We start from the raw sequence: 25,981 nt of genomic DNA on the forward strand, positions 1-25,981 counted from the left end.
CGCAGGGCACCCTCAGGGCCCGGCTCCTCGTCCCCGGACCGGTGGTCGGCGGCCACCGCCTCGGACACTTCGAGGGCGGCTGGACCGTCGGCCGAGGACTGGTGGCGACGGCGATCACCGTCCCGCACGGCTGAACCCCGCGGCCTCGCGGCCCGGTCACCCCGCGTCACCGCTCCGGGAACCAGCTGTGCAGCAGCCGGAAGAACTCCTCCTCGCCGCCCGTGAGACCGGCGGCCGCCAGGGCCTGCTCCGCCTCGGCGAGAACGGCGGGCGGCACCAACGGCGGCAGCCGGTCGTACGGCGGACCGCCGGCGTCGTCCCCGAAGGCCGCCCGCACGGTGTGGAGCAGCCGCAGGTAGGCCTGCACGGCGGTGCGCTCGCGGTCGGTCGGTACGGCAGTGGGCATCGGTCGGCTCTCCCCGTGTCGGCGTCGTCTCCCACGCGCCGGTCACGGCGCGTGCGCCCCCGTACGGCGGCGCACCTCCAAGCTTGCCGCCCACCACTGACAATCCGGTCTTCCCGGGCAGCGGTTCGCCCGCTCGGCCGAGGCGGGACGTCACCGGGAGCCCCCGCGGGAAAGCCGACGGCCGGTGCCGGTGCCGACACCGCGCTCGGCCGCCGGCCCCGACCCGCGGCCCGCCTCAGCCGCCGGCCCGGTCCTGCGGCCCGAGGTACCCGAGCGCCGCCTCGATCCGGCCCGCCAGGTGATCGCGCCGCCCGCGGCCGCGCGGCGACGAACCGGGCAGCCAGGTACGGCACTTGCTGGCGAGGAGCAGACCGAAGCTCTCGGCGTCCCGTTCCTCGGCCTGGTCGAACCGGGTGCGCGCGGCGACGCTGCGGACCGTCGCCTGGAGGTCCGCCCCGTCGTGGAGCAGCCGGGCCGCGACCGCGGAGCCCTCCACGTGGTGACCGCAGTGGCCCGCCTTCATGTGCCACAGCTCATGGCCCAGGATCACCAGCTGGTGGTCGGGGGCGGTGCGCTCCTCGATCACGACGAGGTCCTGGTCGGCCATGTCGAGCCACAGGCCGCTGGCGGTGCCGGGCGGGAACGCGGCCGTACGGAAGACGACCGGGCGGCCGCGGCGGCGGCTCATGCCCTCGCACAGGGCCGCGTACAGGTCGGCGGGGGCGGCGGGGGCGGGGAGGGTCAGCTCCGCGACCAGTTCGCCGCACAACCGGCGCATGTCCTTGGCGATGCCCACAGTTCTCCCAGTTCTCCCCCGGATCACGACTCCGGCCGCTTCACGCTCTCCAGGAGCATGTCCAGCCACTCGGCGACCTTGTCGCGGTGCTGATCGGTGGGCAGTTGGGCGGCCCGCCACGCGATCCCGCGCACTCCGTGGTCCTGGAGCAGCCGCTCCAGCGGGTCCTCGGCGGCCGCGGCCGCCTCCCGGGCGGCGAGCTTCTGGAGCAACTCCTGCTCGATGTGCTGGAGGGCGCCCGCCAGGGCCTCGGGGTCCTCGGCCGTGAGGAAGCCGGCGTGCACGCGGAAGAAGCGCTGGAGGGCGTCGCAGTGCTCCATGGTGGGGCGGCGGTCGCCGTTGATGAGGGCGCCCGCCTGCTGCCGCGACATACCGGCGCCGTCGGCGATCTCCTGCTGGGTGTACTTGCGGCCGTTGGGCTTGAGCCGGGTGCGGCGCAACAGGTCCAGCCGCTGCAGGAACCTGGCCTGCACGTCCGGTTCCCCCGCCGGACGGCCGCTCAGGAGGGCCTTGACCACGGACTCGGGCACGCCGGAGGCGATGGACAGCCGTCCGGTGCCGAAGACCTCCGCGTGCGACACGCCGAGCCGGTCGGCGAGAGCGGTGACGCGGGCGACGACGGCCGACAACAGCACCGTCGCCGTGGCGCCCGGAACCTCGAAGCCATCCGTCACCGACAGGTCTCCTACGTCTCTCACGAGCCTCTCACGGGCACACGCGATCGCCGTGAACTGCCCGGAGAGTAACCGGTCTTTCGAACTCACATCCAGGTCTCGCCACAACTGTGGCCAATTTCAGCCGTCAACGAGCGCCGAATGCCACGATAGTTGACACGCCGCGCGTCGGGCAGCAGGATCGGCACGCCGCGTGAAGGCCGCAGAGGCAAGAGGGGTGACCTCCCGATGGCGTATCAGGCAGGTGGGCAGCGGTCGGTACCGCGGCCCGTCCCCGCAAGTCCCGAGGCCCAGTCCTACCTACGGGACTACGCCGCGTACCTGGAGGCCGTGCCCTTTCCTTCCGTCGTTCTCGACCACCGCTGGGACGTCGTTCTCGCCAACGCCGCTTTCACGTCACTTTTCCGCGACGTGAGCCCGCATCCGACCGCGCTGCCGGACGACAACTTCCTGCGGTTCGTCCTCTTCCACCCGGACGCGGCGTCGGTCCTCGGCGACCACGAGGCCGGCTGGTGCCTGCCCGTGCTGGCCCGGTTCGCCGCGACCCTCGAGGGGCACGGCCACGATCCCGTCCTGCAGGCGATCCGCCGCGAGATCGCCCAGGACCCCCTGATGGAGGCCGCCTACCGGCAGGGACTGCCGCACTGGGTGCGCGCCATGGGCGAGGACGCCGTCGAGCACGACGGAGCGGTCCGCACCCTGCTCCATCCCGACCCGCACCGGCCCGCCACCGAGTGCCGTATCGTCGGTGAGACTCCGCGCACGCTGCGTGAGATGGGGTACACGCGGCTGACGATGGTGCTGCGCGAGGCACCCGCGCCGACGCCCCGTGGGGGACGGCGTCCGCGCCGCACCGCGGGACACCTCAGCGTGGTCCCCGCCCCCGAGGCCTGACCGGGCACCGTCGGCGTTCAGGTCGCCGACGGCGCCCGGGCCAGCGGGACACGCACCGCACGTTCTTGCCCGAAGGCGGGCAGGTGCGCATGCACGGCTCTGCCGTCCCGGCCGGTGGCCCGGCTGCGCGACGTGCGCCGGACGCGGGAGCTCGGCCGGCGTCGCGGGAGAAGCGGTGCGGCATGCCGACGGGCCCGGTGCTCGAAAGCACCGGGCCCGTCGGCCGCGCCCTCCCCGTCCCCACGGGCCGGCGCGGGTCACCACATGCCGCTCACATGTGGACGGTGGGGGCGGCGTCCGCGTCGACCGCCGGGACGCCGCGCCGGTAGAGCAGCGCCGTGACCAGCGCGCCGACCGCGAAGAAGCCGGCCGACCACCAGTAGGCGGCGGAGTAGGACTCCAGCGCGGCCCGGGCCTGGGTCAGCTTGTCGGAGGGGTCCTTGCCGGCCAGGTACGACGTGGCGGCGCTGGCGGCGAGGGTGTTGAGCAGGGCCGTGCCGATGGAGCCGCCGATCTGCTGCATCGTGTTGACGGAGGCCGAGGCGACTCCGGCGTCATCGGTGGCCACACCGCTGGTGGCGACGCTCATGGCGGGGGCCATGATCAGGCCGATGCCGAGGCCGGTGACCAGCAGCGGGGGCAGGACGTCGGCCGCGTAGGTGCTGTCCAGGCCGAGGGCGGTCAGCCAGACCATGCCGGCGGCTCCGAGCACCATGCCGAGCGGGACCACGGTCTTCGGTCCGACGCGCGGCAGCAGGACGCTGGTGGACAGGGTGGCGCTCACCATGAGGGCACCGACCATCGGGAGGAAGGCCAGGCCCGTCCGGACGGCGGAGAAGCCGAGGCTGAGCTGGAGGTAGTAGGTCAGGAAGAGGAAGACGCCGAACATTCCGGCGCTGGAGATCAGCATGGCGGTGAAGGACGCGCCGCGGTTGCGGTCCAGGAGCACCCGCAGCGGCAGCAGCGGATGCGACGCCCTGGTCTGCCACCAGGTGAAGAGCGCCAGCAGCACGGTGCCGGCGGCGAGGAAGCCCCAGGACAGCGGCGAGCTCCAGTCGTGGGACTCGGCGTTGGAGAAGCCGTAGACGATGCCGAACAGGCCGGTGGTGACGAGGACCGTGCCGGGGATGTCGAGCTTGGCGCCGGGGTCGCGAGCCGTGCGCCGGAGCAGCAGCGAGCCGCCCACGATGGCGAAGGCCGCGATGAAGAGGTTGACGTAGAGGGTCCAGCGCCAGTCCAGGTACTCGGTGAGGACACCGCCGAGCAGCAGGCCGACGGCCGCGCCGGAGCCGGCGATCGCGCCGAAGATGCCGAAGGCCTTGGCGCGCTCCTTCGGGTCGGTGAAGGTGGTGGTCAGCAAGGAGAGCGCGGCGGGAGCGAGCAGGGCGCCGAACAGGCCCTGGAGGGCGCGGCCCGCGACGAGCATCTCGAAGCTGGTGGCCGCGCCCGCCACGGCGGAGGCGGCGGCGAAGCCGCTCACGCCGACGAGGAAGGCGGGCTTGCGGCCGAAGAGGTCGGCGATCCGGCCGCCGAGCAGCAGCAGGCTGCCGAAGGCCAGGGAGTAGGCGGTGACGATCCAGGTCCGGTTGCCGTCGGAGAAGCCGAGGTCGGCCTGGGCGGACGGCAGGGCGATGTTCACGATGGTCGCGTCCAGGACGACCATCAGCTGGGCGAGCCCGATGACGGCGAGGATCCACCACCGGTGGCGGGGCTCGGCGGCCTCGGCCGGTGAGCCGCTCCTGCCGGGCGACACCGTGTCCGGTGCTGCGGCTGTGTGAGCCATGGGGACGTACTCCAGTCGTGATCGGTGACGAAGTCGGTGGCGACGTCGGTGACGAGCCGGTGACGAACAGGTAAAACGAAACCGTTTCGTACACATAGCCTAGGTGCCCGACGAGCGAAACGCAAACGTTTCGCTCCGGTCCGCCCGTGAGGCGCCCGCCCCGCGCCCCCGAGGGCGCCCGCGTGCCCCGGCCCCGCGCCCCGCTCAGCAGGGCCTGCGCCACACCCCCAGCTCGGGCTTCTTCAGCATCGACGACAGGCGCAGTCTGCGGGACTCGGGGCAGAACTCCCCGGCCGGCTCCGTGTACTCCACGTGGAAGACCGCCTTGCCCGCCGCGACGAACGGGGTGAGGCGGCCGCACTCGTCGTACTGGGCGCACTCCTCGTTCACCGCGAAGTCGAAGTCGGCGACCAGCTCGGGGATCTGGGGGAGGTCGTTCTTCAGCCCCACCGACAGGCCGCGCTCATGGGCGAGCCCGGCGATCATGCGGTTGTAGCGGAGCTGGTCGCGCGCGGTGAGCGGGAAGCCGGTCTCGTTGCCGTACCCCTCCATCAGGTCGGGTTCCACCGCGTCGAACCCCTTGTCGCGGCACATGTCGAAACGCTTCGCCATCAACGGGCGCAGGACGGAGACCCGCCGGATGTCCAGCCACCGTTCGCCCGCCCAGCCGTTGGGCTCACCGAGCACCGCGCGCGGAAAGGCGTCCCTGTCGGGCCGGAAGCTCTCCCAGGCGCCGACGTTGACGTAGCAGATGACCTTGCGGCCGTCCCGGTGCAGCCGCGCCACGTCGGCCGCGGAGTTCTCGAAGCCGTCGATGTCGTACACGGGCACGTCGGCCGACGGGTCGACCCTGCCGTCCAGCTGCCACTGCCAGGCCAGGCCGGGGCGCGGCTGCCACCGGGGCTTCGCCGTCGGGTCCGGACCGCCGGTCCGGCCGTCACCGGAACAGCCGCTCAGCACCGTCACCAGCACGGCGGCCAGTACCGCCAGGCCCGCCACCGCCCGCCTCACGACCGCACTCCGCTCAGCGCCGGACTCAACTCGGACCACGGGTTGGGGAGTTCACCGGTGACGGGACCGCAGACCGCCGCGCCGCGCTCGTGCGCGGTGCGCACGGCGAGCGGCACCAGCGCCTCCGGCACCCCGTAGACCAGGTGGCACAGCCGCTCGGGCGCCTGCCGGGCGGTCCACTCCGGTCTGCTGAACGCCGAGACGTACGTCGACCAGTGGCCCTCGAAGGTGACGGTCAGGTCGGCCAGCCGGACGTACCCGACCGCCGGGTGGACCCCGGGGTTCAGCACGACCGTCCCCGCCCCCTGCCGCCGCAGCGCCCGCACCAGCCGGCGGCAGACGGACAGACCGTCCGCGGTCGCCGTCACCCGGTCCAGGAAACAGCCGTCGACCGCGTACCACTCGCGGTGCCGGCGCACCTCGTCGGCGATCTCCGCCTCGTCCCGGATCCCGTAGTCGGTGTCCACGTACCCCAGCAGCCGCGCCCCCGCCGCGCGCAGCGCCGAGGCCGCCGCCGCGAACGCCGGATCGGGCCCCTCGCCGGGCCCGTTCGCCGGGTTGAGGACGACGCCGTAGGTACCGGCGGCGGACCTGATCAGCCGGTTCCAGGCGCCCGGGTCCTCGGCCGGATGGACGTACAGCGGAATCAGCAGGTTCACGGCGTACCGTCACCTCCCCACAGCGCGGCGAGGGCGTCGTCGAGGGTGTGGACCGGGCGCCAGCCGAGGACCCGCGCGGCGGCGCCGATGTCCGAGCACTGCCAGGACACCCGGGCGGAACGGTCCGAGCCCGCCGCGTTCTCCTCCACCCGGCCCGCGAAACCCGCCTGCCGCACCAGCCGCCGCACCAGCTCGCGCACCGGGACCGCCCGCCCGCCGCCGATGTTGAGGACGGGCGGCAGCGGACCGGGCGCCGTGACCGCCAGCGCCACGGCCCGCGCCACGTCGCGTACGTCCACGAAGTCGCGGTACGCCGACAGGTCGCCCAGCCGCAGCACCGCCTCCGGGTCCGGGCCCGCCGCCCGCAGCAGCCCGGCGATCCGGCCCGGCAGCCCCGAGGCGGGCGCCCCCGGCCCCACCGGGTTGCCCACCCGCAGCACCACCGCGTCCAGCCCGGACGCGGTCACCGCGACCGTCCCCGCGAGCTTGGTGGCGCCGTACGGGCCGGCCGGGCTGGTGGCCGCCGACTCCGTCACCCGGCTGTCCACGGCGCCGGGCCCGTACTCGGCGGCCGAGCCGAGGTGGACGAGGCGGGCCGCCGGGGCCGCCGCGCGCAGTGCCGCGCACAGGACGGCGGGGCCGCGGGCGTTGACCTCCGCGAGCGTCACGGCGTCGCCGCCGGTCGCGCCCGCGCAGTTGACGACGGTGTCGGGCGCGGCCGAGGCCAGGATCTTCGCCAGCTGCTCCGGGCGGACGGCGGCGAGGTCGACGGGGAACTCGGCGGCGGGCGAACGTCCGCCGCCGAGGACCCGCGTGCCCGGCAGGGCCCGCAGCCGCTCGGCGACGTGGGCGCCCAGATAGCCGGTGTGGCCGAGGACGAGAATGCGCATGTGGTGCTCAGGCTCCCTTGAGCAGCAGGGACCGGCGGCTGGTGAACTCGGCGTTGGCCCGGTCGTAGTCGTCCGGACGGCCGATGTCGAGCCAGTACCCGTCGAAGTCGTAGGCGTGCGGCGCGTCGCCGGCCTTCAGCAGGTCGAGGACCAACTCGTCGAAGCCCAGCGGCAGTCCGGCCGTGTACCCGTCCAGCGTCGAGCGCGTCAGACCGTAGACGCCCATCGACACCCGGTAGTCCATGCTCGGCTTCTCGGTGAACGCCACGACCTTGCTGTCGGTGGTGGTCAGCACCCCGAAGTCGATGTGCACCCTGCGGGCGTACGTCGCTATGGTCAGCGGCGCGTCCGACTCGCGGTGCCGGAGCAGGACGTCGGCGTAGTCGAGGTCGGTCAGGACGTCGCCGTTCATCACCAGGAACGTCTCCGGGAGCCGGTCGCGCAGTTTCAGCAGCGGGCCCATGGTGCCCAGCGGGCTCTCCTCGGTGGCGTAGTCGACGGCCAGGCCCCACTGGGTGCCGTCGCCGACGTACGCGCGGATGATCTCGCCGAGGTGGCCGATGGCGATGGTGCAGCTGGTGAAGCCGGCCGTGGCGAGCTGGCGCAGCACGATCTCCAGGATGGCGTGCTGGTCACCGATGGGGACGAGCGGCTTGGGCAGCGCGGTGGTGTACGGCCGCAGCCGGACGCCCTTGCCTCCGGCCAGGATCACTGCGTGCATGGGGCTCCTCCTTCATGCCTGTTCGGGGACGTGCCGGACGGGTCAGATGTTGTAGATGCCGGTCTTGTAGCGCGCCAGGTTGCCCGGGTCGCGGAAGAACTCCACGGTGTGCGCGAGACCTTCCTCCAGGGTGCGGGCGGGCTGCCAGCCGGTGGCGGCGGCGAGCCGGCTCGCGTCGGCGACCAGCCGCAGCACCTCGGAGTTGGCCGGCCGGATGCGGGCGGGGTCCTCGCGCACGTCGAGCGCGGTGTCCATCACCTTGCCGATCAGCGCGACCAGGTCCCCGACCGAGATCTCGCCGCCGGTGCCGGCGTTGAAGGTGCGGCCCACCACCCGCTCGGCGGGTGCCGAGCCCACCGCGAGGAACGCCTGCGCGGTGTCCTCGACGAACGTGAAGTCCCGCGTGGGACGCAGGTCGCCGAGGGTGATCGTCCGCTCCCCGGCGGCCACCTGCCCGATGACGGTGGGAATGACCGCGCGCATCGACTGGCGGGGCCCGAAGGTGTTGAACGGCCGCAGCGTGACCACGGGGGTGCCGAAGCTCGCGTGGTAGCTGTCGGCGAGCCGGTCCCCGCCCGCCTTCGAAGCGGCGTACGGCGACTGGGTGTTGATGGGGTGGTCCTCGGTGATCGGCACGGACTGCGCGGTGCCGTACGTCTCGCTGGTGGAGGTGTGCACGAGCCGGGGCGTGCCCAGCGCGCGGACCGCCTCCAGCACGTTGAGGGTGCCGGTGACGTTGGTGTCCACGTAACTGTGGGGCGCCTGGTAGGAGTACGGGATCGCGATCAGCGCGGCCAGGTGGTAGGCCACGTCGGCGCCGTCGAGGAGCCCGCGGACCGAGCCGGGGTCCCGGACGTCGCCGAGGACGATCTCCACCTGGTCCAGGACGTCCGGGTGCAGTGTCTCCAGCCAGCCGTAGGAGGAGAAGGAGTTGTACTGGGCCATGGCTCTCACCCGGTGGCCGGAGGCGACCAGCGCCTCGGTGAGGTGCGAGCCGATGAAACCCTCGGCTCCGGTGACGGCGGCGAGCGGTGCGGAGGTCAACTTGGTCGATCCTTACGGTCGTTGACGGTCATGGGTGGTGTTGCCGGTGGTCGACGGTGTTGCCGGTGGTCGTCGGGGCGTGGGCGGCGGAGCGGGCGTGCCGTCAGGCGTGCGGGGCCGGACGGCCGAGCAGCCGCAGTGCGCACCCGGCCAGACAGAGCGCGGCGGCCCCGCAGCACAGGGGCAGGGCGGCCGGACCGGGTGGCAGCCGGAACAGGGCGGCCGCCGAGGCGCCGACCGCGGCCGTGAGACAGATCGCGGCGGACGGCCAGGCCGCCCCGAACGCCTGGAGCAGCAGCCCGGTCCACAGGGCGGCGGCGAGCGGCAGCAGGACGGCCGGATCGGCGCCGGTGAGCAGCGCCGCGGGCAGCAGCGGCAGAACGTACGCGAGCAGGCAGAGGGCGAGGACGCCGGCCGAGCGCAGCAGGAAGCCGGCGGGCGTCGCGGCGGCGCGCAGCGCGGCGACGGACAGCCCGCGGTAGCGGTACAGCAACCACTCCGCCGGTCCCATGCTGACGGTCAGCGCGATCACGGCGTACGGCTCCTCGTGGCCCTCCAGCAGTACCAGCACACCCGCGGCCAGCCCGAACAGCCCGTACGGCAGCGACCGCAGCAGCCGCGGCCGGGCCGCGGCCGGCGCCGGCGGGACGGCGAGGACGGTGCGCAGCGCGTGACCGGTGACGGCGAGCACGGCGAGCAGCGCCAGCAGCGGCAGCCCGGCCCGCAGCGACGGCGGGAGGTCCCACCGGGGCAGCACGGCGGCACCGGCGACCAGCGGACCGAGCGCGGCCAGCAGCAGCCGCTCCCGGCCCAGCACCAGCAGCACGCCGGCCGCCGCCAGGTACACCGACTGCGCGGCCGCCACCAGCGTCACCGGCCCGCCCCCGGCGGGCAGCGCGGCGGCGGCCGTGGCGACCGCCGCCCCGAGGGGCGCGCCGACGAGGAGGGTACGGCCGGCTTCCCGCCGCCCGGCCGCCATCCGCAGGTGGGCCCGGTGCCCCAGCGCCTGGCCCCAGGCCCAGGAGAGCAGTCCGGCCACCACCAGCACGGCGGTGTGACGGCCGGCGTCCCAGAGGGGCGCGGTCATCGGATAGGCCAGGCCCGGCAGGGCGAACAGGGCGCCCCGCAGCAGACAGCGCACGGTGTCCGGGCGCCAGGGGTCGGGCGCGGGCGCGGGTTCGGGGAAGGTCCGCGGCACCCTCTCGTACAGCGCGGAGGCGAGCGAGAACAGGTTCGGGTGACCGTACCGCTCCTTGATCACGGAGGCGGACAGGCCCTCCGCCTCCAGCAGCGCGGCCACCTCGTAGGGGTGGACGGCGGGGCCGACGCGGTCGGCGAGTTCGGCGGCGAGGGCGCTGACCGCCTCCTCGTCGGGGCCCCGCCGGGGCAGCCGGACGGCGAGGGTGGCCTCGTCCAGGGCCCAGCGCGGGCGGCGGCGCGGCGGCCGGGGCGTCGCCAACCGCAGTGCCAGCGTGTCCTGTTCGGCGCCGCCGGGTTCGAGGAACATCGGCCCGCTCATCCGGCGAGGCTCCCCGTGCCGGTGACCGCCGGAGCGGGCAGGACGATCCGAGCGGGCGACTCCTTTTTCAGAGTGGGCAGTTCCTGGTAGATGGCGCGGAACGTGTCGATGGTCTGCCGCAGGGTGAACTGCTCGATCACCCGCAGCCGCGCCGCCTCGCCCATCGCCCGGCGCCGTGCCGGGTCGCCCAGCAGCTCCAGCGCGGCGGCGGCCATCGCGGCCGGATCGCGCGGCGGCACCACCAGACCGGTCTCGCCGACCGCCTCCCGGACCCCGCCCACATCGGTGGAGACGGTGGCCCGCCCGCACGACATGGCCTCGATCAGCGTGAACGGGAAACCCTCGCTGATGCTCGACAGCATCACGACGTTGCCGGCCGCGTAGGCGTCCTTGATGTCGTCGACGCGGCCCTCGAAGGTGACGGCGTCCGCATGCCCCAGCTCGGCGGCCAGCGCCTCGCACCGCTCCCGGTACGCCTCACCGCCCCGCGGCGTCCCGCCGAACAGCCGCAGCCGCACGTCCGGCAGCCGGGCCCGCACCAGGGAGAAGGCCCGGATCAGGGTCTCCAGGTCCTTGATCGGATCGACCCGGCCCGCCCAGCTGAGGGTGAGCGCCCGCGGCTCGGGCCCGGCCGGCGGGAACGCGGCGGGGTCCACCCCGTTGTAGACGGTGCGGATCGACTCCGGGGCGGCGCCGCCCTGCTCCTCCCACAACCGGTTGTACCGGTTTCCCGGGGTGATCAGCGCGGCTCGGTGGTAGGTCTCCTCCGCCAGCAGCCGGAAGAAGCCGAGGACGACCGCCTTCACCGGCCAGCGGTAGGGAGCGGTGCGGTAACCGAGGTAGCGCTCACGCAGATAGACGCCGTGCTCGGTCAACAGCAGCGGCACACCGTGCCGTTCGAGCGCGGCCAGACCGGGCAGGGCCGCGACGCCGCCGCTCACCGCGTGCGCGACCCCGCTCTCCGGCGGCGGTACGGCCAGCGGACGCAGGGCGTGCTCCAGCAGGGACGTCGCGGTCAGCGCGTCATGGACGGTCGGCCGGGCCTCGCGGACGGCCAGACCGGGACGGTTCCACACCGAGGACAGCAGGGCGATCGCCCGGTCGCCCCGCAGGAAGGCGCTCAGCCCGCCGTCCACCGCCGCCCCCGCCATGGCGTACAGGGCGGGCGCGAACCCGTCCTGCGCGCACGGGTCGAGGAGCGCGGTGAGGAACCGCTCGTAGGCGGCGGCGAGCCGGTCGCGGGACCGGCCGCGCGGCGGGCGTCCCTCGGGCGGGGCGCCCCACATGGGGACGGACCGCACCCGAGTGACGTGCGCGGGCAGCTCCCACACCAGGGGTTCGCGTCCCGTGCCGGTGACGGCGAGGACGTCGAAGTCGAGGTCGGGCATGCCCTGGACGAGTTGGTCGCACCAGACGCTCACGCCGCCGTGGCTGTGCGGGTAGGTGCCTTCGGTGAGCAGGGTGACGCGCGTCGCGCCGGGGCGTCGCGCGCCGTGGGGAACGTGCATCGAGGTGCTCCACGGCCGAGGTGTGGGGTGGTCGTGCCCGGCGGCGGGTCCCTCTGGAGGACCGTTTCGCCAGTGGCGGTCCCGGCCGCGGGTGGGCGGCCGGGACCTTCGGTGGATGCGGGTCGGTGTGCCGTTCAGTCCCTGGCGGAGGACACGACCTGCTCGGTGACGCCCGCCGGGACGCGGGTGTCCGGGGCCGGCCCGGTGACCGCGGCGGAGGGAGCACCGGCGACCGGGGCGGAGACGGCCGGAGCGGGGACGGCCGGAGCGGGGACGGAGGCCGGCAGGGTGAGGGTGAGCGGGGTGCCGACGGAGGGCGTCCAGCCGGACACCAGGCCCGCGTACGGCGCGCCGAACGCGGCGTCGTTCAGCGTGGAGCCGGTGGGCAGGGTCGCGGGGACCGGGAGTCCGGCCGGCGCCTCGACGGTGACCGTGTCGCCGATGCGGTAGGCCGCCGCCTGGCCGGCCTCCAGGGCGTTCCGCCAGGCGGCCCGGCGGCCCAGCTCGGTGCCGATCTCGCTCATCCGCGGGTTCACCACGGGGGTGTCGTCCGCGAACAGTGCCGCGTAGCCGTCCAGGACGCCGCTCAGCACCGGGTAGGCGATGCGGTCCTCGGCGAGGTTCGACTGGTGGATGAAGTGCGGCCTGGGGTCGTTGGACAGCACGTGCCCGAGGGCGATCCGCGTCTCCAGCGGCACGATGTGCCCGGTGTAGCCGGTGGCCGGCTCCAGCGGGGCCGCGAGGCAGGTGGTGGTCGCCGGGTTGTCCTCGCAGATGCCGCTGCCGCCCTGGGCGCGGCTCGTGTAGATCCAGTTGTACTCGTCGACCTGCTCGGCGGCGCGGCCCGCGTTGTAGAAGACGTTCATCGGGTAGCGGGGGACGGTGGTCGCCGGACCGACCGAACGCTGTTCGGGCTCACGGGAGTTGTCCGAACCGAGCCAGGTGATGTCGTTGTCGTCCAGGGCGGGCGCCAGGTTGGGGTTGTCCACCGGCTGCTGCGGCAGCACCTTCATGCCCGAGTGCTCGCCGGTGACCAACTCCTCGTTCTCCAGGGGGAGTCCCGCCGCCTCGCCCCACACCCGGTTGGCCGTGATCTCGTCCGCGATCTCGTTGCGGCTCACCCACCGCGTGGTGCCGTCGGCGGCGGTGGCGCACTTCCACGGCACCACCGAGGTGTCCTGCACACAGCCGAGGAAGGCGTGCGTGTAGGTGTGGTTGATCCAGCGGAACGCGTCGCGTCCGGCGATCAGCCGGTCGGCGAGCGGATCGGCCCCGTCGTGGTCCTCGCGGTGGTCGACGCTGCCCGCGCCGTTGTAGGCGAAGTCGAGGGTGAGGCCGTGCTCCTGCTGCCAGGAGACGGCGTGGTCGACGTCGGCGGGCGTCATCCGGATCGGGTCCGGGGCGGCGTTCGGGTCCGTGCAGTCGACGTCGCCCGGGGTGCAGTTCAAGGCGGTGTTCCAGCGGTCGTCGGCGGCGAACACGTCGTCCACGTGCACCGCGAAGTAGTTCCGGGAGGCGCCCAGGTGCACACCGCCGGTCATCCACTCCACGATGCCGCGGGCCAGCAGCCGGAACTGCGGCTGGTACCGGTTGTAGACGAACGTGACGACCAGCTCGCGCCGCCCGTCGTGCCGGTACTCGCCCACCAGGGAACCGCGCGTCGCCCGGCCGGGGACCGGCGCGTCGACGTACGAGGTGAAGTCGGCGCCCGCGACGGGGGTCGACAGGTAGGCGTAACTCTCCCCGACGGCAGGATCGTTGTCCTCGAACGGCACGGAGCCGTCCAGGTAGCCGAAGGGGCCCGCCCGGCCGGCGGTGGTGACCGAGGCCCGCACGCCGTCGAGACTGCCGGAGTAGCCGCCGTGCACCGGGTACTGCAGACCGGCTTCCGGGCGCGCGTAGGTGTAGGCGTCGACCTGGGGCACCGCGTACGTCTGCTCGTAGGCCGCGAGGGCCGCCATCTCGGTGGAACCGGCCGGGAACGGGTTGTCGTTCGGCAGCACCACGGCCTGGTACCTGGCGCGTGGCCGGCCGTCCACGGTGTCGGCCAGGAAACCGCCGTCGATCACGGGCCGGCCCGCCTGCGTCAGGTCGATCTCGGTGTACGGCGTGCCGGCCGCGTCGAGTTCGGCCGCGATGGCGTCGGTGGCCGGGCCGCCGTCGCCGACCACCAGCACCCGCAGGTCGACGCGGGGTGCGGTGGTGCCGGCGTGTGCCGTGCCGGCCGGCAGGCCGAACGCGGCGATGAGCGCACCGACCGTGAACACGGTGGTGCGTATGGTCCGCTTCATGCGGTGAAGTCCCCTCCCCGGGCAGGGGTGAGCACGGCTCCCGTGGAGCGGACGCACCCCCTGGCGCGGCGCCGGCATCCCCCTCAGAAGCCGGTCGTCGACGCATCCGTCGCGTCACATGGTGATGTCTCTGTGTAGCTTTCGTGATGGTGTTGCGAAACATGACGGAAAAGTGCAGGTGACCAATGTGGTGCCGGGGGAACCGGAAGGGGCGCGGGTTCGTCCGCCGGTGCGCCGTGGAACCGGGTGGCGTGAGGGGGATGCCTGCTGGTCCGGGGCCCGGAGGGCGTACCGGCGGACGGGCCCGGCCCGCCGGACCCGGGCCCGCGATCCCGGTCGTGATGTGGGCCCGCTCACAGGCCGGTTTCGGGCCGTGGGCCGCTTTCAGGTCAACCCGACTGTTTCCGGCGCTCTTTGACGGTCCGTCGGGCCGGATCCGCCGGAGTCGGCCCGACGGGGACGAGGTGTCCGGGCGGGCCGGGGAGCCGGTCCGTCAGGCGCACAGGACGCGGGTCTCGGGCGTGTACACCGGCCCGCCGCTGATGCTGGTGGTGTCGCTGAACTCGGCGTAGAAGTACGAGTAGAAGCCGATGTTGCCGTTGCAGCCCGAGTCGGCGGCGATCTGGAGCGTCAGTGTGACGGTACGGCTCTGGCCGGGCGGGACGGTGGTGCCGTAGTTGGCGCCGAGGTCGGCCGGTCCGGTCCCTGAGCAGGGGGTGGCGCCGGCGGCCGTCGCCAGGGAGCAGCCGGTGAAGCCGTACTTCAGGTCGGGGCGCTGGGTGGTCAACCAGGTCGGGTCGATCGTCTGGTACACGAACCAGATGTCGTAGGTCTTGTTGTTGGTGATCGTCATCGACAGGTTCACCGTGCCGCCGGGTGTGGTGGTCGCGCTGTCGGTGGCGAACGTCAGCGTGGCCGGAGCCGGGTCCGCGCTCGCGACGGGCGTCAGGCCGAACACGGCCAGGACGACGGCGAGAACGGTGCCGAGGCCGAGGCGTCTCATCAGTGGTGATCGCATGAGCCGGGAGGCTAGGCGGGAGCGCTCGTCACCGTCTGCCCCGCCGGCCGACCGAAGACCCCGATCGGCCGGAAGTGCGCCCCGCGTGAAGACCGTGTGGCGAACCCGTGTCCGTGCCGGAGAGCCGGTAAACGCGCACGGTAGCCGGTCCGTGACGCAGGGGAGCGGGGGTGCGGGCGGGGACGTCCGGGCCCGGGGCCGGTCCGGGGGGTTTGGCGCGTACGGCTGCGCCCGGCCCGTGCCCGACGCGCAGGGGGGCGGCGGCTTCCCGGCCGTCCGCCGTTTTCCGGCCGCCCCGCGTGCGGGTGGTGGGTGCGGCGTCGGACGCGGCCGAGCCCGTCCACGAGACCGCGGGAATCAGGGTGTCGCGCTCCGCCCCCTCCCGCACCGCCGACGGTGTTCCGTTCCGCACCCCCCGTACCGTCGGCCTTCACGTGGGCGCCATCCGTCCCTTCCCTCGCGTTGCGTGCCCTTGGAACACTCCTTGCGCGCGCACTTCCCCGGCGAACGACCGGCCGCCGAACCCGCCCCGCACGAGAGGTCCTTCACCCATGTCCGAAGTCAACCGGCGCAGATTCCTCCAGATCGCGGGTGCCACCACGGCGTTCAGCGCGCTGTCGAGCAGCATCGAGCGCGCCGCCGCACTGCCGGCCCACCACCGCACCGGGACGATCGAGGACGTCGAGCACATCGTCGTCCTGATGCAGGAGAACCGGTCCTTCGACCACTACTTCGGCAAGCTGCGGGGCGTGCGCGGCTTCGGCGACCCGCATCCCGTGACGCTCCCCGGCGGCAAGTCCGTGTGGCACCAGTCGGACGGCACCAGGGACCTCCTGCCCTTCCACCCGACCGCCGACGACCTCGGCATGCAGTTCCTCGAAGGCCTTCCGCACAGCTGGCCGGACGGACAGGCGGCCTACAACGGCGGCAGGTACGACAGGTGGGTCCCCGCGAAGGGCACCACGACCATGGCGTACCTCACCCGCGAGGACATCCCCTTCCACTACGCGCTCGCCGACAGGTTCACCGTCTGCGACGCCTACCACTGCTCCTTCATCGGCTCCACCGACCCCAACCGCTACTACCTGTGGACGGGTCACACCGGCAACGACGGCCGGGGCGGCGGCCCCGTCCTGGGCAACGACGAGCTGGGCTACGACTGGACGACCTACCCCGAGCGCCTGGAGGAGGCGGGTGTCTCCTGGAAGATCTACCAGGACATCGGCGACGGCCTCGACGCGCAGGGCTCCTGGGGCTGGATCCAGGACGCCTACCGCGGCAACTACGGCGACAACTCGCTGCTCTACTTCAACAAGTACCGCAACGCCGCCCCCGGCGACCCGCTGTACGACAAGGCCCGCACCGGCACCGACGTCAAGAACGGCGACGGCTACTTCGACCGGCTCCGCGCCGACGTGAAGGCCGGCAAGCTGCCGCAGATCTCCTGGATCGCCGCTCCGGAGGCCTTCTCCGAGCACTCCAACTGGCCCTCCAACTACGGCGCCTGGTACATCGCCCAGGTCCTCGACGCGCTCACCTCCAACCCGGCGGTGTGGGCGAGGACGGCGCTGTTCATCACCTACGACGAGAACGACGGCTTCTTCGACCACCTGGTGCCGCCGCTCCCGCCGACCTCGGACGAGCGGGGCCGGTCCACCGTCGACGTCTCCCTGGACCTGTACCCGGGCGGCGGCAACCGCGTCGCCGGTCCGTACGGCCTCGGCCCGCGGGTGCCGATGCTCGTCGTCTCACCCTGGAGCAAGGGCGGTTACGTCTGCTCCGAGACCCTCGACCACACCTCGGTCATCCGCTTCATGGAGCGCCGCTTCGGAGTGCGCGAGCCGAACATCTCGCCCTGGCGGCGGGCCGTCTGCGGCGATCTGACGGCGGCCTTCGACTTCTCCCGCAGGGACACCGGGCCGGTCGTGCTGCCCGACACCGACGGGTACGAGCCGCAGGACCGCGAGCGCCACCCCGACTACCGGCCCACCCCGCCCGCCGAGGGCACCCTGCCCCGGCAGGAACGCGGCCTGAGGCCCGCCCGCCCCCTCAAGTACGCGCCCGCCGTGGACGGTTCGGCCGACCCGGCCACCGGGAAGCTCACGCTCACCTTCGCCTCCGGCGCCAAGGCCGGCGCCGCCTTCCTGGTCACCTCCGGCAACCGCGCCGACGGCCCGTGGACATACACCACCGAGGCCGGCAAGAAGATCTCCGACACCTGGAACTCCGCGTACTCGGGCGGCTCCCACGACCTCACCGTGCACGGACCGAACGGCTTCCTGCGCGTCTTCAAGGGGCCGGGGAAGACCGCGGGGCCCGAGGTCGTCGCCCGGCACGTGGGCGACGACGTGGAGCTGACCTTCACCAACCGGGGCTCCGGCACGGTGGAGTTGAAGGTGACCGACGGCTACCGGGGCCGCACCACGACCGTACGGGTCCGGGTGGGCGCCGTCCTCAAGCGCACCGTCGACCTGAGCGCCGGCCGGCGCTGGTACGACCTCACCGTCACCTCCGCCGCGGACCCGTCGTTCCAGCGCCGGTTCGCCGGGCACGTCGAGAACGGGCGTCCCGGTGTGAGCGACCCGGCCATCGTCACGGAATGAGCACACCGAGCGGGTGAAGCACGGTGAACACCGCATCGTGGGGGCTGGTCAGGTCCGGGCAGGCTCGGGGTAGTGTGCCCCGGTGACCACGCATTCGAACACACCTTCAGGTTGGTACCCGGACCCGCACGGGGCCGACCGGACCCTGCGGTACTGGGACGGTTCCCGGTGGACCGAGCACACCCACGCCGAGCAGCAGCCGGCGCAGGGCCTGCCGCAGACGCCGGACCGGCAGCCGCTACCGGCGCAGCCCGCCCAGCCGCAGGTGCCCGCGCAGCCGGCCGCCGGACCCGACCCCCGTGTGCAGCGCCAGGTGCAGCAGCAGGCGGGGGTCGCGGCGGGCGGCCCCGGTGGCGGCACGCTGTTCAGCGAGCCGGTGCTGGTGGTCAACCAGAAGGCCAAGCTGATCGAGCTGACCAACGAGTACAAGGTCATGGACCAGCAGGGCAATCAGCTCGGTTCGGTCGTGCAGGTCGGGCAGAGCGCGCTGCGGAAGGTCCTGCGGTTCGTCGCCAGCATCGACCAGTTCATGACGCACAGGCTGGAGATCCGCGACGCCCACGGCCGGCCGGTCCTGCTGCTGACCCGCCCGCGCAAGTTCCTCAAGTCCCGTGTGATCGTCACGCGTCCCGACGGTCAGCCGGTCGGCGAGATCGTCCAGCAGAACATCTTCGGGAAGATCAATTTCGCCATCGACGCCGGTGGCGGGCAGGTCGGCGCGATCAAGGCGGAGAACTGGCGGGCCTGGAACTTCGCGATCGTCGACCACGCGGACAACGAGGTCGCCCGGATCACCAAGACCTGGGAAGGCCTGGCGAAGACCCTCTTCACCACCGCGGACAACTACGTCCTGCAGATCCACTACCAGCTGCCCGAACCCCTGCTGAGTCTGGTCGTCGCCACCGCCCTGACGGTGGACACGGCCCTGAAGCAGGACTCCCGCGGCCTCGGCTGACCCCGGTCACAGCGCGGTGAGGCGCCCCGGTCCCGTGGCCGGCCGGGGCAGCAGAGCGGGTTCGGCCGAGGCCGTCTCCGGCTTCAGCGCGAGCACCGCGGCCACCGGATGCCCGTCGCCGTGCCCGTCGTGCCCGTCGCCGTGGTCCTCGGCGTGCCTGCCGTCGTACCGCGAACCGCGTCGGGACGGGCGTCCCGAGGCGTACGCGGTGGGGCGTCCCGGGGTTCGGCCCGCCGCGGGATCCGCGGTCGGGACCGGTGCCGGTCCCGTCGCCGCTCCCGTCACCGGCTCCGGCGCCGCGCGGGACAGCAGCACCACGCCCCAGGCGGAGAGGCCCGCTCCGGCGACCGCGAGGAGCGCGCCCGCCGCTCCGCCCTGGAGCCGTTCGCCCAGCAGCGTGAGACCGATCACCGCGGCGGCCACCGGGTTCGCCAGTGTCACCACCGCCAGCGGGGCGCCCAGTCCGTCCCGGTAGGCGGTCTGCGACAGCAGCAGCCCGCCCGTGGCGAAGGCGGCCACCAGCAGCGCCGCCCCGATCACCTGCACGCCGAGCAGCGGGCCGGACCGGTCGGACGCGGCCACCGTCACGGTCTGGGTGAGCGCGGAGGCCACCCCGGAGGCGAAGCCGGACGCGCTCGCGTGCCGCAGGCCGGGCCGGGTGCCGGGCCGGGCGAGCAGCCCGATCAGCGCCGCCGTCACCCCCGCCACCGCGACCGCCTCGGACCCGCTCAGTACGTCGTCGGGTGCCGGGCCGGACGCCGTGACCAGGATCGCGGCCAGTCCGAGCAGGGTCAGGGCGGTGCCCCGCCACTCGGCCGCGCCGACCCGCCGGCCGGCGATGCGCGCGCCCAGCGGCACGGCCGCGACCAGGGTGAGCGCCCCGAGCGGCTGCACCACGGTCAGCGGGCCGTACGTGAGGGCCACGACGTGCAACAGGGCGGCCCCGCCGTTGAGCCCCACCGAGGCCCACCAGGCGCCGCTGCCCAGCAGCCGGGCGAATCCGGTGCCGGGGGAGCGGGCGGCCAGCCGTTCCTGGGCGACGGCCGCGGCGGCGTAGGCGACCGCGGAGAACAGCGACAGGACGACGGCGACGAGGGCGGCGCTCATCGGCCCGCCCCCACGAGCGCCTTCTCCCCGGCCGGCTGGGCCGGCCCACCGGTGGGCGCACCGCGTCCGGCCGCCGTCACCGTGCGACGCGGCGCACGGATCACCGCGAGGGCGACCCCGAGCAGCGCCGAGGCGATGAGCGCGTCCAGCCAGTAGTGGTTCGCCGTGCCCACGATCACCAGCAGGGTGACCAGCGGGTGCAGCAGCCACAGCCACCGCCGGCGCGACCGGGTGGCGACGATCAGCCCGACGGCGACCATCAGGGCCCAGCCGAAGTGCAGCGAGGGCATCGCCGCGAACTGGTTCGACAGGGTGTCCGTCCGAGGGGGCCCGTACACCGAGGGCCCGTACACCCGCGCGGTGTCGATCAGTCCCGTCGCCGCGAGCATCCGGGGCGGCGCGAGGGGGAACGTGAGATGGACCACCAGGGCGGCGGCCGTGACGGCGGCCAGTACCCGGCGGGCCCACACGTAGTGCGCGGGGCGCCGCAGGTAGAGCCAGACCAGGAAGGCCGCGGTGGCGGGGAAGTGGACGGTCGCGTAGTAGGTGTTCGCGACGTGGACCAGGCCGTCGCCGTACAGCAGCAGGGACTGCGCCGCGTCCTCGTCCGGCAGCCGCAGCCACCGTTCCGCGTCCCACACGCGGTGCGCGTTGCGGAAGGCCTCGGCGGTGTGGCCCGTGGCCAGCTGCCGGCCGCATTTGTAGACGAGGAAGAGTCCGGCGACGAGCAGGAGCTCCCGGATTATCGGCGGCCGTACCGGTGTGGCCGGCTCCGCTTCTTCAGGCTCGGTGCGGGCATTCATCCCCCGGCCCCTTCGCTGACGTGGTGCGTGTGAGTGGTGCGTGTGCTGCGCGAGTGCCGTGCCCGTGCCCGTGTCCGTGTGTGTGGCGTGCACGTGCGTGTCCCGGTGCGCTGGTGTGCGGGCCCGGGGCCTGCGCGCAGCATCGATACGACATCGTACCGATACGCCAGTGTACCGATACGCTCGGGTACCGGTACACTGGCGTATCGGTACACTGTCGTATCGATGGACGTGCGACACACTGGAAGCGGCCCGTCCGAGGGCCGCCGGACAGCAGTGAGGAGAAGGGCCGATGACGTCGCAGGCCGCGGACGGACCGGAATCGGTCGCCGCCTCGCGCCGCTCCAAGCTCACGCCCGAGCGTGAGCAGGAGTTCTTCGACGCCGTCCTGGAACAGATCCGCGAGTGCGGGTACGAGGCCGTCACCATGGAGGGCGTCGCCACCAGCACCCGGTGCAGCAAGTCCACGCTGTACCGGCAGTGGAAGACCAAACCCCAGTTCGTGGTGGCGGCCCTGCGCTCCCGCCGCCGGTCGCGGCTCGCCGGGATCGACACCGGATCACTCGCCGACGACCTGCGCGAGGCCGCGCGGGGAGCCGCCCGGTGGTCCATGACCGACACCAAACTCCTCCAGGCGCTCGGACACGCCGTCACCCAGGACGCGGAGCTGGCGGGCGCACTGCGCGAGGCCATCGTCGAACCCGAGATCGCCGCCCTGCGGGAGATCCTGCGGCGGGGTGTCGAGCGCGGCGAGGTGGCGGCCGGCCACCCGGCGCTGGAGTACATCCCGGCCCAGATGTTCGGCGTCGTCCGCGCCCGCCCCGTGGTGGACGGGGAGTACGCCGACGAGGAATACCTGCTGCGCTTCGTGGAGGCCGCCGTGCTGCCGGCACTCGGCCTCGGAGCGGAAAGACCCAGGCCGCCGTCCGCGGGATGACCGGACGGTGACCTGCTCGCGCCGCACCGTGGGGACGGGGGCGGCGCGCACCCCCGGCCGGGTGGGACGCCCCTTGAGCGGAGGGGCGTCCCACCCGGCCGCTCGTGTGTCGCGGGCGGCCGGGACGCGGCGGCGGGGCCGGACGGTCGACCCGGCCGTGCCGGTTCGAGCCGCCCCGCAGTGACCGGACCCGCCCGGCCGGACGAAGCCGGGCCGAGCCGCTCGGCCGAGCGGGGCCCGGCCGGCACCCGTCAGCCCGGTTGGACGCGCGCCCGCGCGGCGCGCGGCCCCGCCCGGCCGGGTCCGCGCTCAGACCCCCTGTCCGCTGCCGCTCCCCGTCGACACCTTGATGCCCTTGGTGATCTCGTCGATGACGGACACCTCCTGGTCGGCGTCGACGCCGAAGCGCAGGACCACGATCCGCTCGGTGTCCGCGGGCGCCGGAAAGGCCAGGGACTCGACGTAGCCGTCGGCGCCCTTGCTCGTGACCGCCTTCCAGCGCACCAGGTAGCCCTTCTGGCCGGCCACGGTCACCGCCCGCGAGGCGAGGACCTGGTGCGAGGTGATCTCGCCGTACGTGGTGCCGCCGTACGACTCCTCGGCGTTGACCTCGATGTCCGCCTTGGCGACCGCCTCCGCCGTGGAGCCGGGCACCTGGGCCGGAGCCGAGTACACGCCGCCCTTGGTGCAGGTCTTCGACGTGTCGCCGGGGCACTTGTAGGAGGACTCGGACGTTATCTGCGCGCCCACGTCCAGCTCCTGCCCGCTCCAGCCGTCCGGGACGGGGATGCTGATGCCGTTGAGCGCGTCGGTCACCGCGCCGCTCTCGATCTTCGGCGCCTCCGACCCCTCGGGGGCCGGTGAGGTGCCCCCCGGGCCGCCGGAGCCACCCGGACCCCCCGAGTCGCCGAAGGGGTCCTGCCCGTCGGAGCCGCCCGGACCGCCACGGCCGCCGGGCCCCTGCGCCGTACCGGGCCCGGCGGAGCCGCCGTCGTCCTTGGTCAGCGCGTACACGCCGACCCCGATGCTGGCCAGGACCGCCACGGCCGCCACCACGGCCGCCCCGGTGCGCAGCCCGCGCCGCGAACCGGTGGGCGGCGCGGACGGGTACGCCGGGTATGCCGGGAAGGCTCCGACCGTCGGGGCCTGCGCCGGCGCACCCCACGCGGCGGCCGAGCCCGCGGGACGGGTCCGGTCCGTCCATGCCCCGCCGTCCCACCAGCGCTCGGTGGGCGGGGCGTCATTCGTCTGCCCGGGGTCGGGGTACCACCCGGGGGGAGTCACCTGCGTCATGCCCCCACCGTATGAGGCATCGGTGAAAGTCGTATGAGAGGGATCGCCTCTTCTCCCGCCTCTTCTCCGGAGGCCGGTCCGGCACTCCGTGCCGCGCTGGCGTAAAATCGACGTCAATTCGCCGCGAGTACCGCCTCGTTGACGTTCGGGGGCTCACCCGCAGGCCCGCGGGGCCCCGGCGGGACGCCGCCCGTCACCCGCCGGGGCAACAGCTGGGCCGACCACCCTCCGCACGGACCGCCGGACGGCTACGCTCGAGGTCCGGTACGTCGTTCGGGCGACTTGGGGAGGTAGCGGGATGACGGAGGTACGGCCGGCGGCGGCCGCCTCGGCCTCCCTGTGGGAGCGCGACGAGGAAGTGGCCGTCATCGAGCGGGTGGTGGACCAGCTGTGCGCCGACCGCTCCTCGTCGGGCCGGGTGCACCTGCTGCGCGGCGACGCGGGGTTCGGCAAGACGGCACTGCTGGCCGAGACACGGCGCATCGCCGAGGCCCGCGGCTGCACGGTGTGGTCGGCCCGCGGCGGCGAGACCCTCAGGTCCGTCCCCTTCAACGTGGTGCGGCAGCTGCTCCAGCCCGCCCTGCTGTCGCTGCACCCGGAGGAGGCCCGCGAATACCTCGGTGACTGGTACGACATCGCGGGCCCGGCCCTCGGCATCGCCGAACCCGGTGAGGGCCACGCCGACCCGCAGGGCGTGTGCGACGGCCTCGTCGCCGCCGTGACCCGGCTGGCCCGGCGGGACTGGCCGCTCGTCCTGCTGGTGGACGACGCGCACTGGGCCGACCAGGAGACCCTGCGCTGGCTCGCCGCCTTCGTGGAGCGCCTCGACGACCTGTCCGTCCTGGTCGTCGTGGCCCGCAGGACCAGCGAGGTCAAGGGCGACGCCGTCCAGTACCTCGACGCGGTCGCCGCGGTCGCCGGACAGTCCGTCACCAGCCTGAGCGCCCTGACCCCGGAGGCGGTCGCCGGCCTCACCCGCGCCACCCTCGGCGAGCACGCCGACGACCCGTTCTGCCGCGAGGTCTGGGCCGTCACCGGCGGCAACCCCTACGACACCGTCGAACTCCTCGCCAAGGTGCGGGACCGGGCCCTCGTGCCCGGCGAGTCCTCCGCCACCGAACTGCGCCCGCTGAACCGCTCCGCGCGCGGCGGCGGCCTCGTCGACCGCCTGGAACAACTGGGCGTCGACGCCACCCGGTTCGCCATGGCGGCCGCCATCCTCGGCGCAGGGATCACCGTCGACCAGGCGGCCCGGCTCGCCGGAATGCGCCACGAGGTCGCGGTCCGCTGCGCCGAACTGCTGCGCACCGCCCGCATCCTCACCACACCCGACGCGGTGGCCGCCCCCGCCGACGACGGCGACCTGGAGTTCGTCCACCCGCTGATCGCCACCGCCGTCTACGACTCCATCCCCGAGGGGCTGCGCAAGGCGATGCACGGCATCGCCGCCCAGGTCGTCATCGACGCCGGCAAGGGCCTTGCGGCGGCCTCCCGCCACCTGCTCCAGGTCCACGCGGACGACGACGAGGAACTCGTGGAGCAGCTGCGCGAGGCCGCCCGCGAACACCTCGCCGTCGGGGCCCCGGACGCGGCCCGCCGCTGCCTGGAACGCGCCCTGGCGGAACCGCCCGCGCCCGACGTGCACCCGCACGTCCTCTACGAACTCGGCTGCGCCACCCTCCTCGTCTCGCCCGCCAGGACCATCGAGCACCTGCGGACCGCGCTCGCCGTGCCCGGCCTCGACAACGCCGAGCGGGTCGACGCCGTCTACCGCCTCTCCCAGGCCCTCACGCACAACGACCAGCTGGAGGAGGCCGTCCGCACCGTCGAGGCGGAGGCCGCCCGGCAGCCCGCCGGACCGGCCCGGATGCGGCTCCAGGCGGTGCAGTTCATGTGGGAGGGCATCCACGCCGGCGAGACCACCTCGCCCGGCCGCTCCGCGAAACTCAGCAGGCTCGCCGCCACCTGCACCGGCCGCGACAACGCCGAGCGGGCCCTGCTCATCCTGCGCGGCTTCGACGCCATGACCCACGGCGAGAACGCGGAAGTGGTCGTCGAACTGTGCGACCGCGCACTCGTCAACGGCCGCCTCGCACCCGGCCTCGGCTGGACCGACCCCGAGTGGGGCCTCGAACTGCTGATGATGCTGGCCAGTTCGTACGCCTACACCGACCGGCTCGATCGCGCCGAAGCCCTCTTCAACGAGGCCCTGCGCGCCTACGTCACCGCCGGCTGGAGCGGCGGCCACCTCGCCCTGGCCCACGCCTACCTCGGACTCGGCCTGCGCCGCCGGGGCCGGCTGAGGGAGGCCGAGGAGTCCCTGCGGGAGTCACTGCGCATCGCCGAACGCGTCGGGCGCGGCCTGCCCCTGTACTGGTCGGCCACCTGCAACCTCGTCGACACGCTGCTCGCCCGCGGACACGTCCAGGAGGCCTGGGACGTGGCCGAGCAGTACGGTTTCGCCCCGCCCTACCCGTCCACGATCGTGCTGCCCGACCCGCGGTCGGTGCGCGGCCGGCTGCTGCTGGCCGTCGGCCGCACCCAGGACGGCGTCAACGAGCTGGAGGAGGCCGAGAAGGCGGCGGCCGCCCGCGGTCACCTCAACCCGGTGATGGTGCCCTGGGCCGCCGACCTGGCCAAGGCCCTCGCCGGCGAGGATCCCGCCCGCGCGGCCCGGCTGGCCTCCGACGCCCGTCGCCAGGCCGAACGCTTCGGCACGGACACCGCCATCGGCGAGGCCCTGCGCTGTGCCGCCGCCCTGGAGACCGGCCAGCGCGCGGTCCGCCTCGCCGCCCAGGCCGTCACCTACCTCGAGGCCTCGCCCTGCCAGTACGAACACGCCGCCGCCCGCGTCGAGTACGGCATCCTCTCCCGCTCGGCCTCCGAACTCCAGCGGGGCCTCACCCTCGCCCGCTCCTGCGACGCGGACGGCCTCGCCCTCCAGGCCCAGACCGCCCTGGACGCCCTCGGCGCCCCGGCGGTCGGCCTGGTACCGGGCCAGACCCGCAGGTAGGCACCCGGGGGGAGCGGCGTCCGGGCCGGGGCCGGCTCCGGGCCGGGCCCGCAACG

21 protein-coding genes and 1 pseudogene are annotated in these 25,981 nt (G+C 73.9%); 6 read left to right on the forward strand and 16 right to left on the reverse strand.

The annotated features are described in order from the left end of the window. Nucleotides 1-5: 5 nt before the first annotated feature. Nucleotides 6-134, forward strand: a pseudogene (locus tag AB0N31_RS18810) (4'-phosphopantetheinyl transferase); the annotation flags it as partial. Nucleotides 135-166: 32 nt separating this feature from the next. Here the strand turns inward: AB0N31_RS18810 and AB0N31_RS18815 are convergent. The 3 genes from AB0N31_RS18815 to AB0N31_RS18825 form a co-directional block, all read right to left on the reverse strand. After that, a complete protein-coding gene (locus tag AB0N31_RS18815) occupies nt 167-406 on the reverse strand; it encodes a hypothetical protein (protein WP_366059502.1) in 240 nt (79 codons plus the stop codon). 235 nt (nt 407-641) lie between these two features. Beyond that, nucleotides 642-1,184 carry a toxin-antitoxin system, toxin component gene (locus tag AB0N31_RS18820; RefSeq protein ID WP_366059584.1) on the reverse strand — a complete coding sequence of 181 codons (543 nt, stop codon included), beginning with the start codon at nt 1,182-1,184 and terminating at the stop codon, nt 642-644. Nucleotides 1,185-1,225: 41 nt separating this feature from the next. Beyond that, nucleotides 1,226-1,876 carry a helix-turn-helix transcriptional regulator gene (locus AB0N31_RS18825; RefSeq protein ID WP_366059503.1) on the reverse strand — a complete coding sequence of 217 codons (651 nt, stop codon included), beginning with the start codon at nt 1,874-1,876 and terminating at the stop codon, nt 1,226-1,228. Between the two features lie 228 nt (nt 1,877-2,104). On the opposite strand from AB0N31_RS18825, the gene AB0N31_RS18830 reads away from it, so the two are divergent. Beyond that, nucleotides 2,105-2,770, forward strand: coding sequence for a hypothetical protein (locus AB0N31_RS18830; protein WP_366059504.1), 666 nt, complete (start codon nt 2,105-2,107; stop codon nt 2,768-2,770). 271 nt (nt 2,771-3,041) lie between these two features. Here the strand turns inward: AB0N31_RS18830 and AB0N31_RS18835 are convergent, their stop codons facing one another. The 10 genes from AB0N31_RS18835 to AB0N31_RS18880 form a co-directional block, all read right to left on the reverse strand. Beyond that, complete coding sequence (locus tag AB0N31_RS18835; RefSeq protein ID WP_366059505.1) at nt 3,042-4,553, reverse strand: MFS transporter; 1,512 nt, start codon at nt 4,551-4,553, stop codon at nt 3,042-3,044. A 204-nt stretch (nt 4,554-4,757) separates the two neighbouring features. Then, nucleotides 4,758-5,564: an endo alpha-1,4 polygalactosaminidase gene (locus AB0N31_RS18840; protein WP_366059506.1), complete on the reverse strand. Its 807-nt coding sequence runs from the start codon at nt 5,562-5,564 to the stop codon at nt 4,758-4,760. Next, nucleotides 5,561-6,223 carry a spherulation-specific family 4 protein gene (locus tag AB0N31_RS18845; protein WP_366059507.1) on the reverse strand — a complete coding sequence of 221 codons (663 nt, stop codon included), beginning with the start codon at nt 6,221-6,223 and terminating at the stop codon, nt 5,561-5,563. The genes AB0N31_RS18840 and AB0N31_RS18845 overlap by 4 nt, the downstream gene beginning before the upstream one ends. Continuing rightward, nucleotides 6,220-7,113: an NAD-dependent epimerase/dehydratase family protein gene (locus AB0N31_RS18850; protein ID WP_366059508.1), complete on the reverse strand. Its 894-nt coding sequence runs from the start codon at nt 7,111-7,113 to the stop codon at nt 6,220-6,222. The genes AB0N31_RS18845 and AB0N31_RS18850 overlap by 4 nt, the downstream gene beginning before the upstream one ends. 7 nt (nt 7,114-7,120) lie before the next feature. After that, nucleotides 7,121-7,834 carry a sugar phosphate nucleotidyltransferase gene (locus AB0N31_RS18855; RefSeq protein ID WP_366059509.1) on the reverse strand — a complete coding sequence of 238 codons (714 nt, stop codon included), beginning with the start codon at nt 7,832-7,834 and terminating at the stop codon, nt 7,121-7,123. Between the two features lie 42 nt (nt 7,835-7,876). Then, on the reverse strand, nt 7,877-8,878 hold the full coding sequence (locus AB0N31_RS18860; protein WP_366059510.1) for a GDP-mannose 4,6-dehydratase: 1,002 nt from the start codon (nt 8,876-8,878) through the stop codon (nt 7,877-7,879). A gap of 103 nt (nt 8,879-8,981) precedes the next feature. After that, entirely contained in the window at nt 8,982-10,397 is a 1,416-nt protein-coding gene (locus AB0N31_RS18865; RefSeq protein WP_366059511.1) for a hypothetical protein, read from the reverse strand. Further along, nucleotides 10,394-11,905 carry a GT4 family glycosyltransferase PelF gene (pelF, locus tag AB0N31_RS18870; RefSeq protein ID WP_366059512.1) on the reverse strand — a complete coding sequence of 504 codons (1,512 nt, stop codon included), beginning with the start codon at nt 11,903-11,905 and terminating at the stop codon, nt 10,394-10,396. The genes AB0N31_RS18865 and pelF overlap by 4 nt, the downstream gene beginning before the upstream one ends. 134 nt (nt 11,906-12,039) lie before the next feature. Further along, a complete protein-coding gene (locus AB0N31_RS18875; protein ID WP_366059513.1) occupies nt 12,040-14,196 on the reverse strand; it encodes a hypothetical protein in 2,157 nt (718 codons plus the stop codon). 493 nt (nt 14,197-14,689) lie between these two features. After that, on the reverse strand, nt 14,690-15,214 hold the full coding sequence (locus tag AB0N31_RS18880; RefSeq protein ID WP_366059514.1) for a hypothetical protein: 525 nt from the start codon (nt 15,212-15,214) through the stop codon (nt 14,690-14,692). 551 nt (nt 15,215-15,765) lie between these two features. Between AB0N31_RS18880 and AB0N31_RS18885 the strand changes: the two genes are divergently transcribed. Beyond that, entirely contained in the window at nt 15,766-17,817 is a 2,052-nt protein-coding gene (locus tag AB0N31_RS18885) for a phosphocholine-specific phospholipase C (protein WP_366059515.1), read from the forward strand. Between the two features lie 82 nt (nt 17,818-17,899). Then, the gene (locus AB0N31_RS18890; protein WP_366059516.1) at nt 17,900-18,772 is read left to right on the forward strand and encodes a phospholipid scramblase-related protein; all 873 of its coding nucleotides are present in this window, start codon (nt 17,900-17,902) and stop codon (nt 18,770-18,772) included. Between the two features lie 6 nt (nt 18,773-18,778). Here AB0N31_RS18890 and AB0N31_RS18895 read toward each other — a convergent pair whose 3' ends face one another. Then, nucleotides 18,779-19,879 (reverse strand): hypothetical protein, encoded by a 1,101-nt coding sequence (locus AB0N31_RS18895; protein WP_366059517.1) that lies wholly within the window; start codon nt 19,877-19,879, stop codon nt 18,779-18,781. Beyond that, nucleotides 19,876-20,682 (reverse strand): phosphatase PAP2 family protein, encoded by an 807-nt coding sequence (locus tag AB0N31_RS18900; protein ID WP_366059518.1) that lies wholly within the window; start codon nt 20,680-20,682, stop codon nt 19,876-19,878. The genes AB0N31_RS18895 and AB0N31_RS18900 overlap by 4 nt, the downstream gene beginning before the upstream one ends. Before the next feature lie 292 nt (nt 20,683-20,974). Between AB0N31_RS18900 and AB0N31_RS18905 the strand changes: the two genes are divergently transcribed. Then, complete coding sequence (locus tag AB0N31_RS18905) at nt 20,975-21,619, forward strand: TetR/AcrR family transcriptional regulator C-terminal ligand-binding domain-containing protein (protein ID WP_366059519.1); 645 nt, start codon at nt 20,975-20,977, stop codon at nt 21,617-21,619. 309 nt (nt 21,620-21,928) lie between these two features. Here the strand turns inward: AB0N31_RS18905 and AB0N31_RS18910 are convergent, their stop codons facing one another. Then, a complete protein-coding gene (locus tag AB0N31_RS18910) occupies nt 21,929-22,912 on the reverse strand; it encodes a DUF2510 domain-containing protein (RefSeq protein ID WP_366059520.1) in 984 nt (327 codons plus the stop codon). A 298-nt stretch (nt 22,913-23,210) separates the two neighbouring features. On the opposite strand from AB0N31_RS18910, the gene AB0N31_RS18915 reads away from it, so the two are divergent. Continuing rightward, on the forward strand, nt 23,211-25,925 hold the full coding sequence (locus AB0N31_RS18915; protein ID WP_366059521.1) for an AAA family ATPase: 2,715 nt from the start codon (nt 23,211-23,213) through the stop codon (nt 25,923-25,925). The last annotated feature ends 56 nt before the right edge of the window (nt 25,926-25,981 follow it).

The organism is Streptomyces sp. NPDC051051, from assembly GCF_040682975.1.
In the GTDB taxonomy this organism is placed as follows: domain Bacteria; phylum Actinomycetota; class Actinomycetes; order Streptomycetales; family Streptomycetaceae; genus Streptomyces.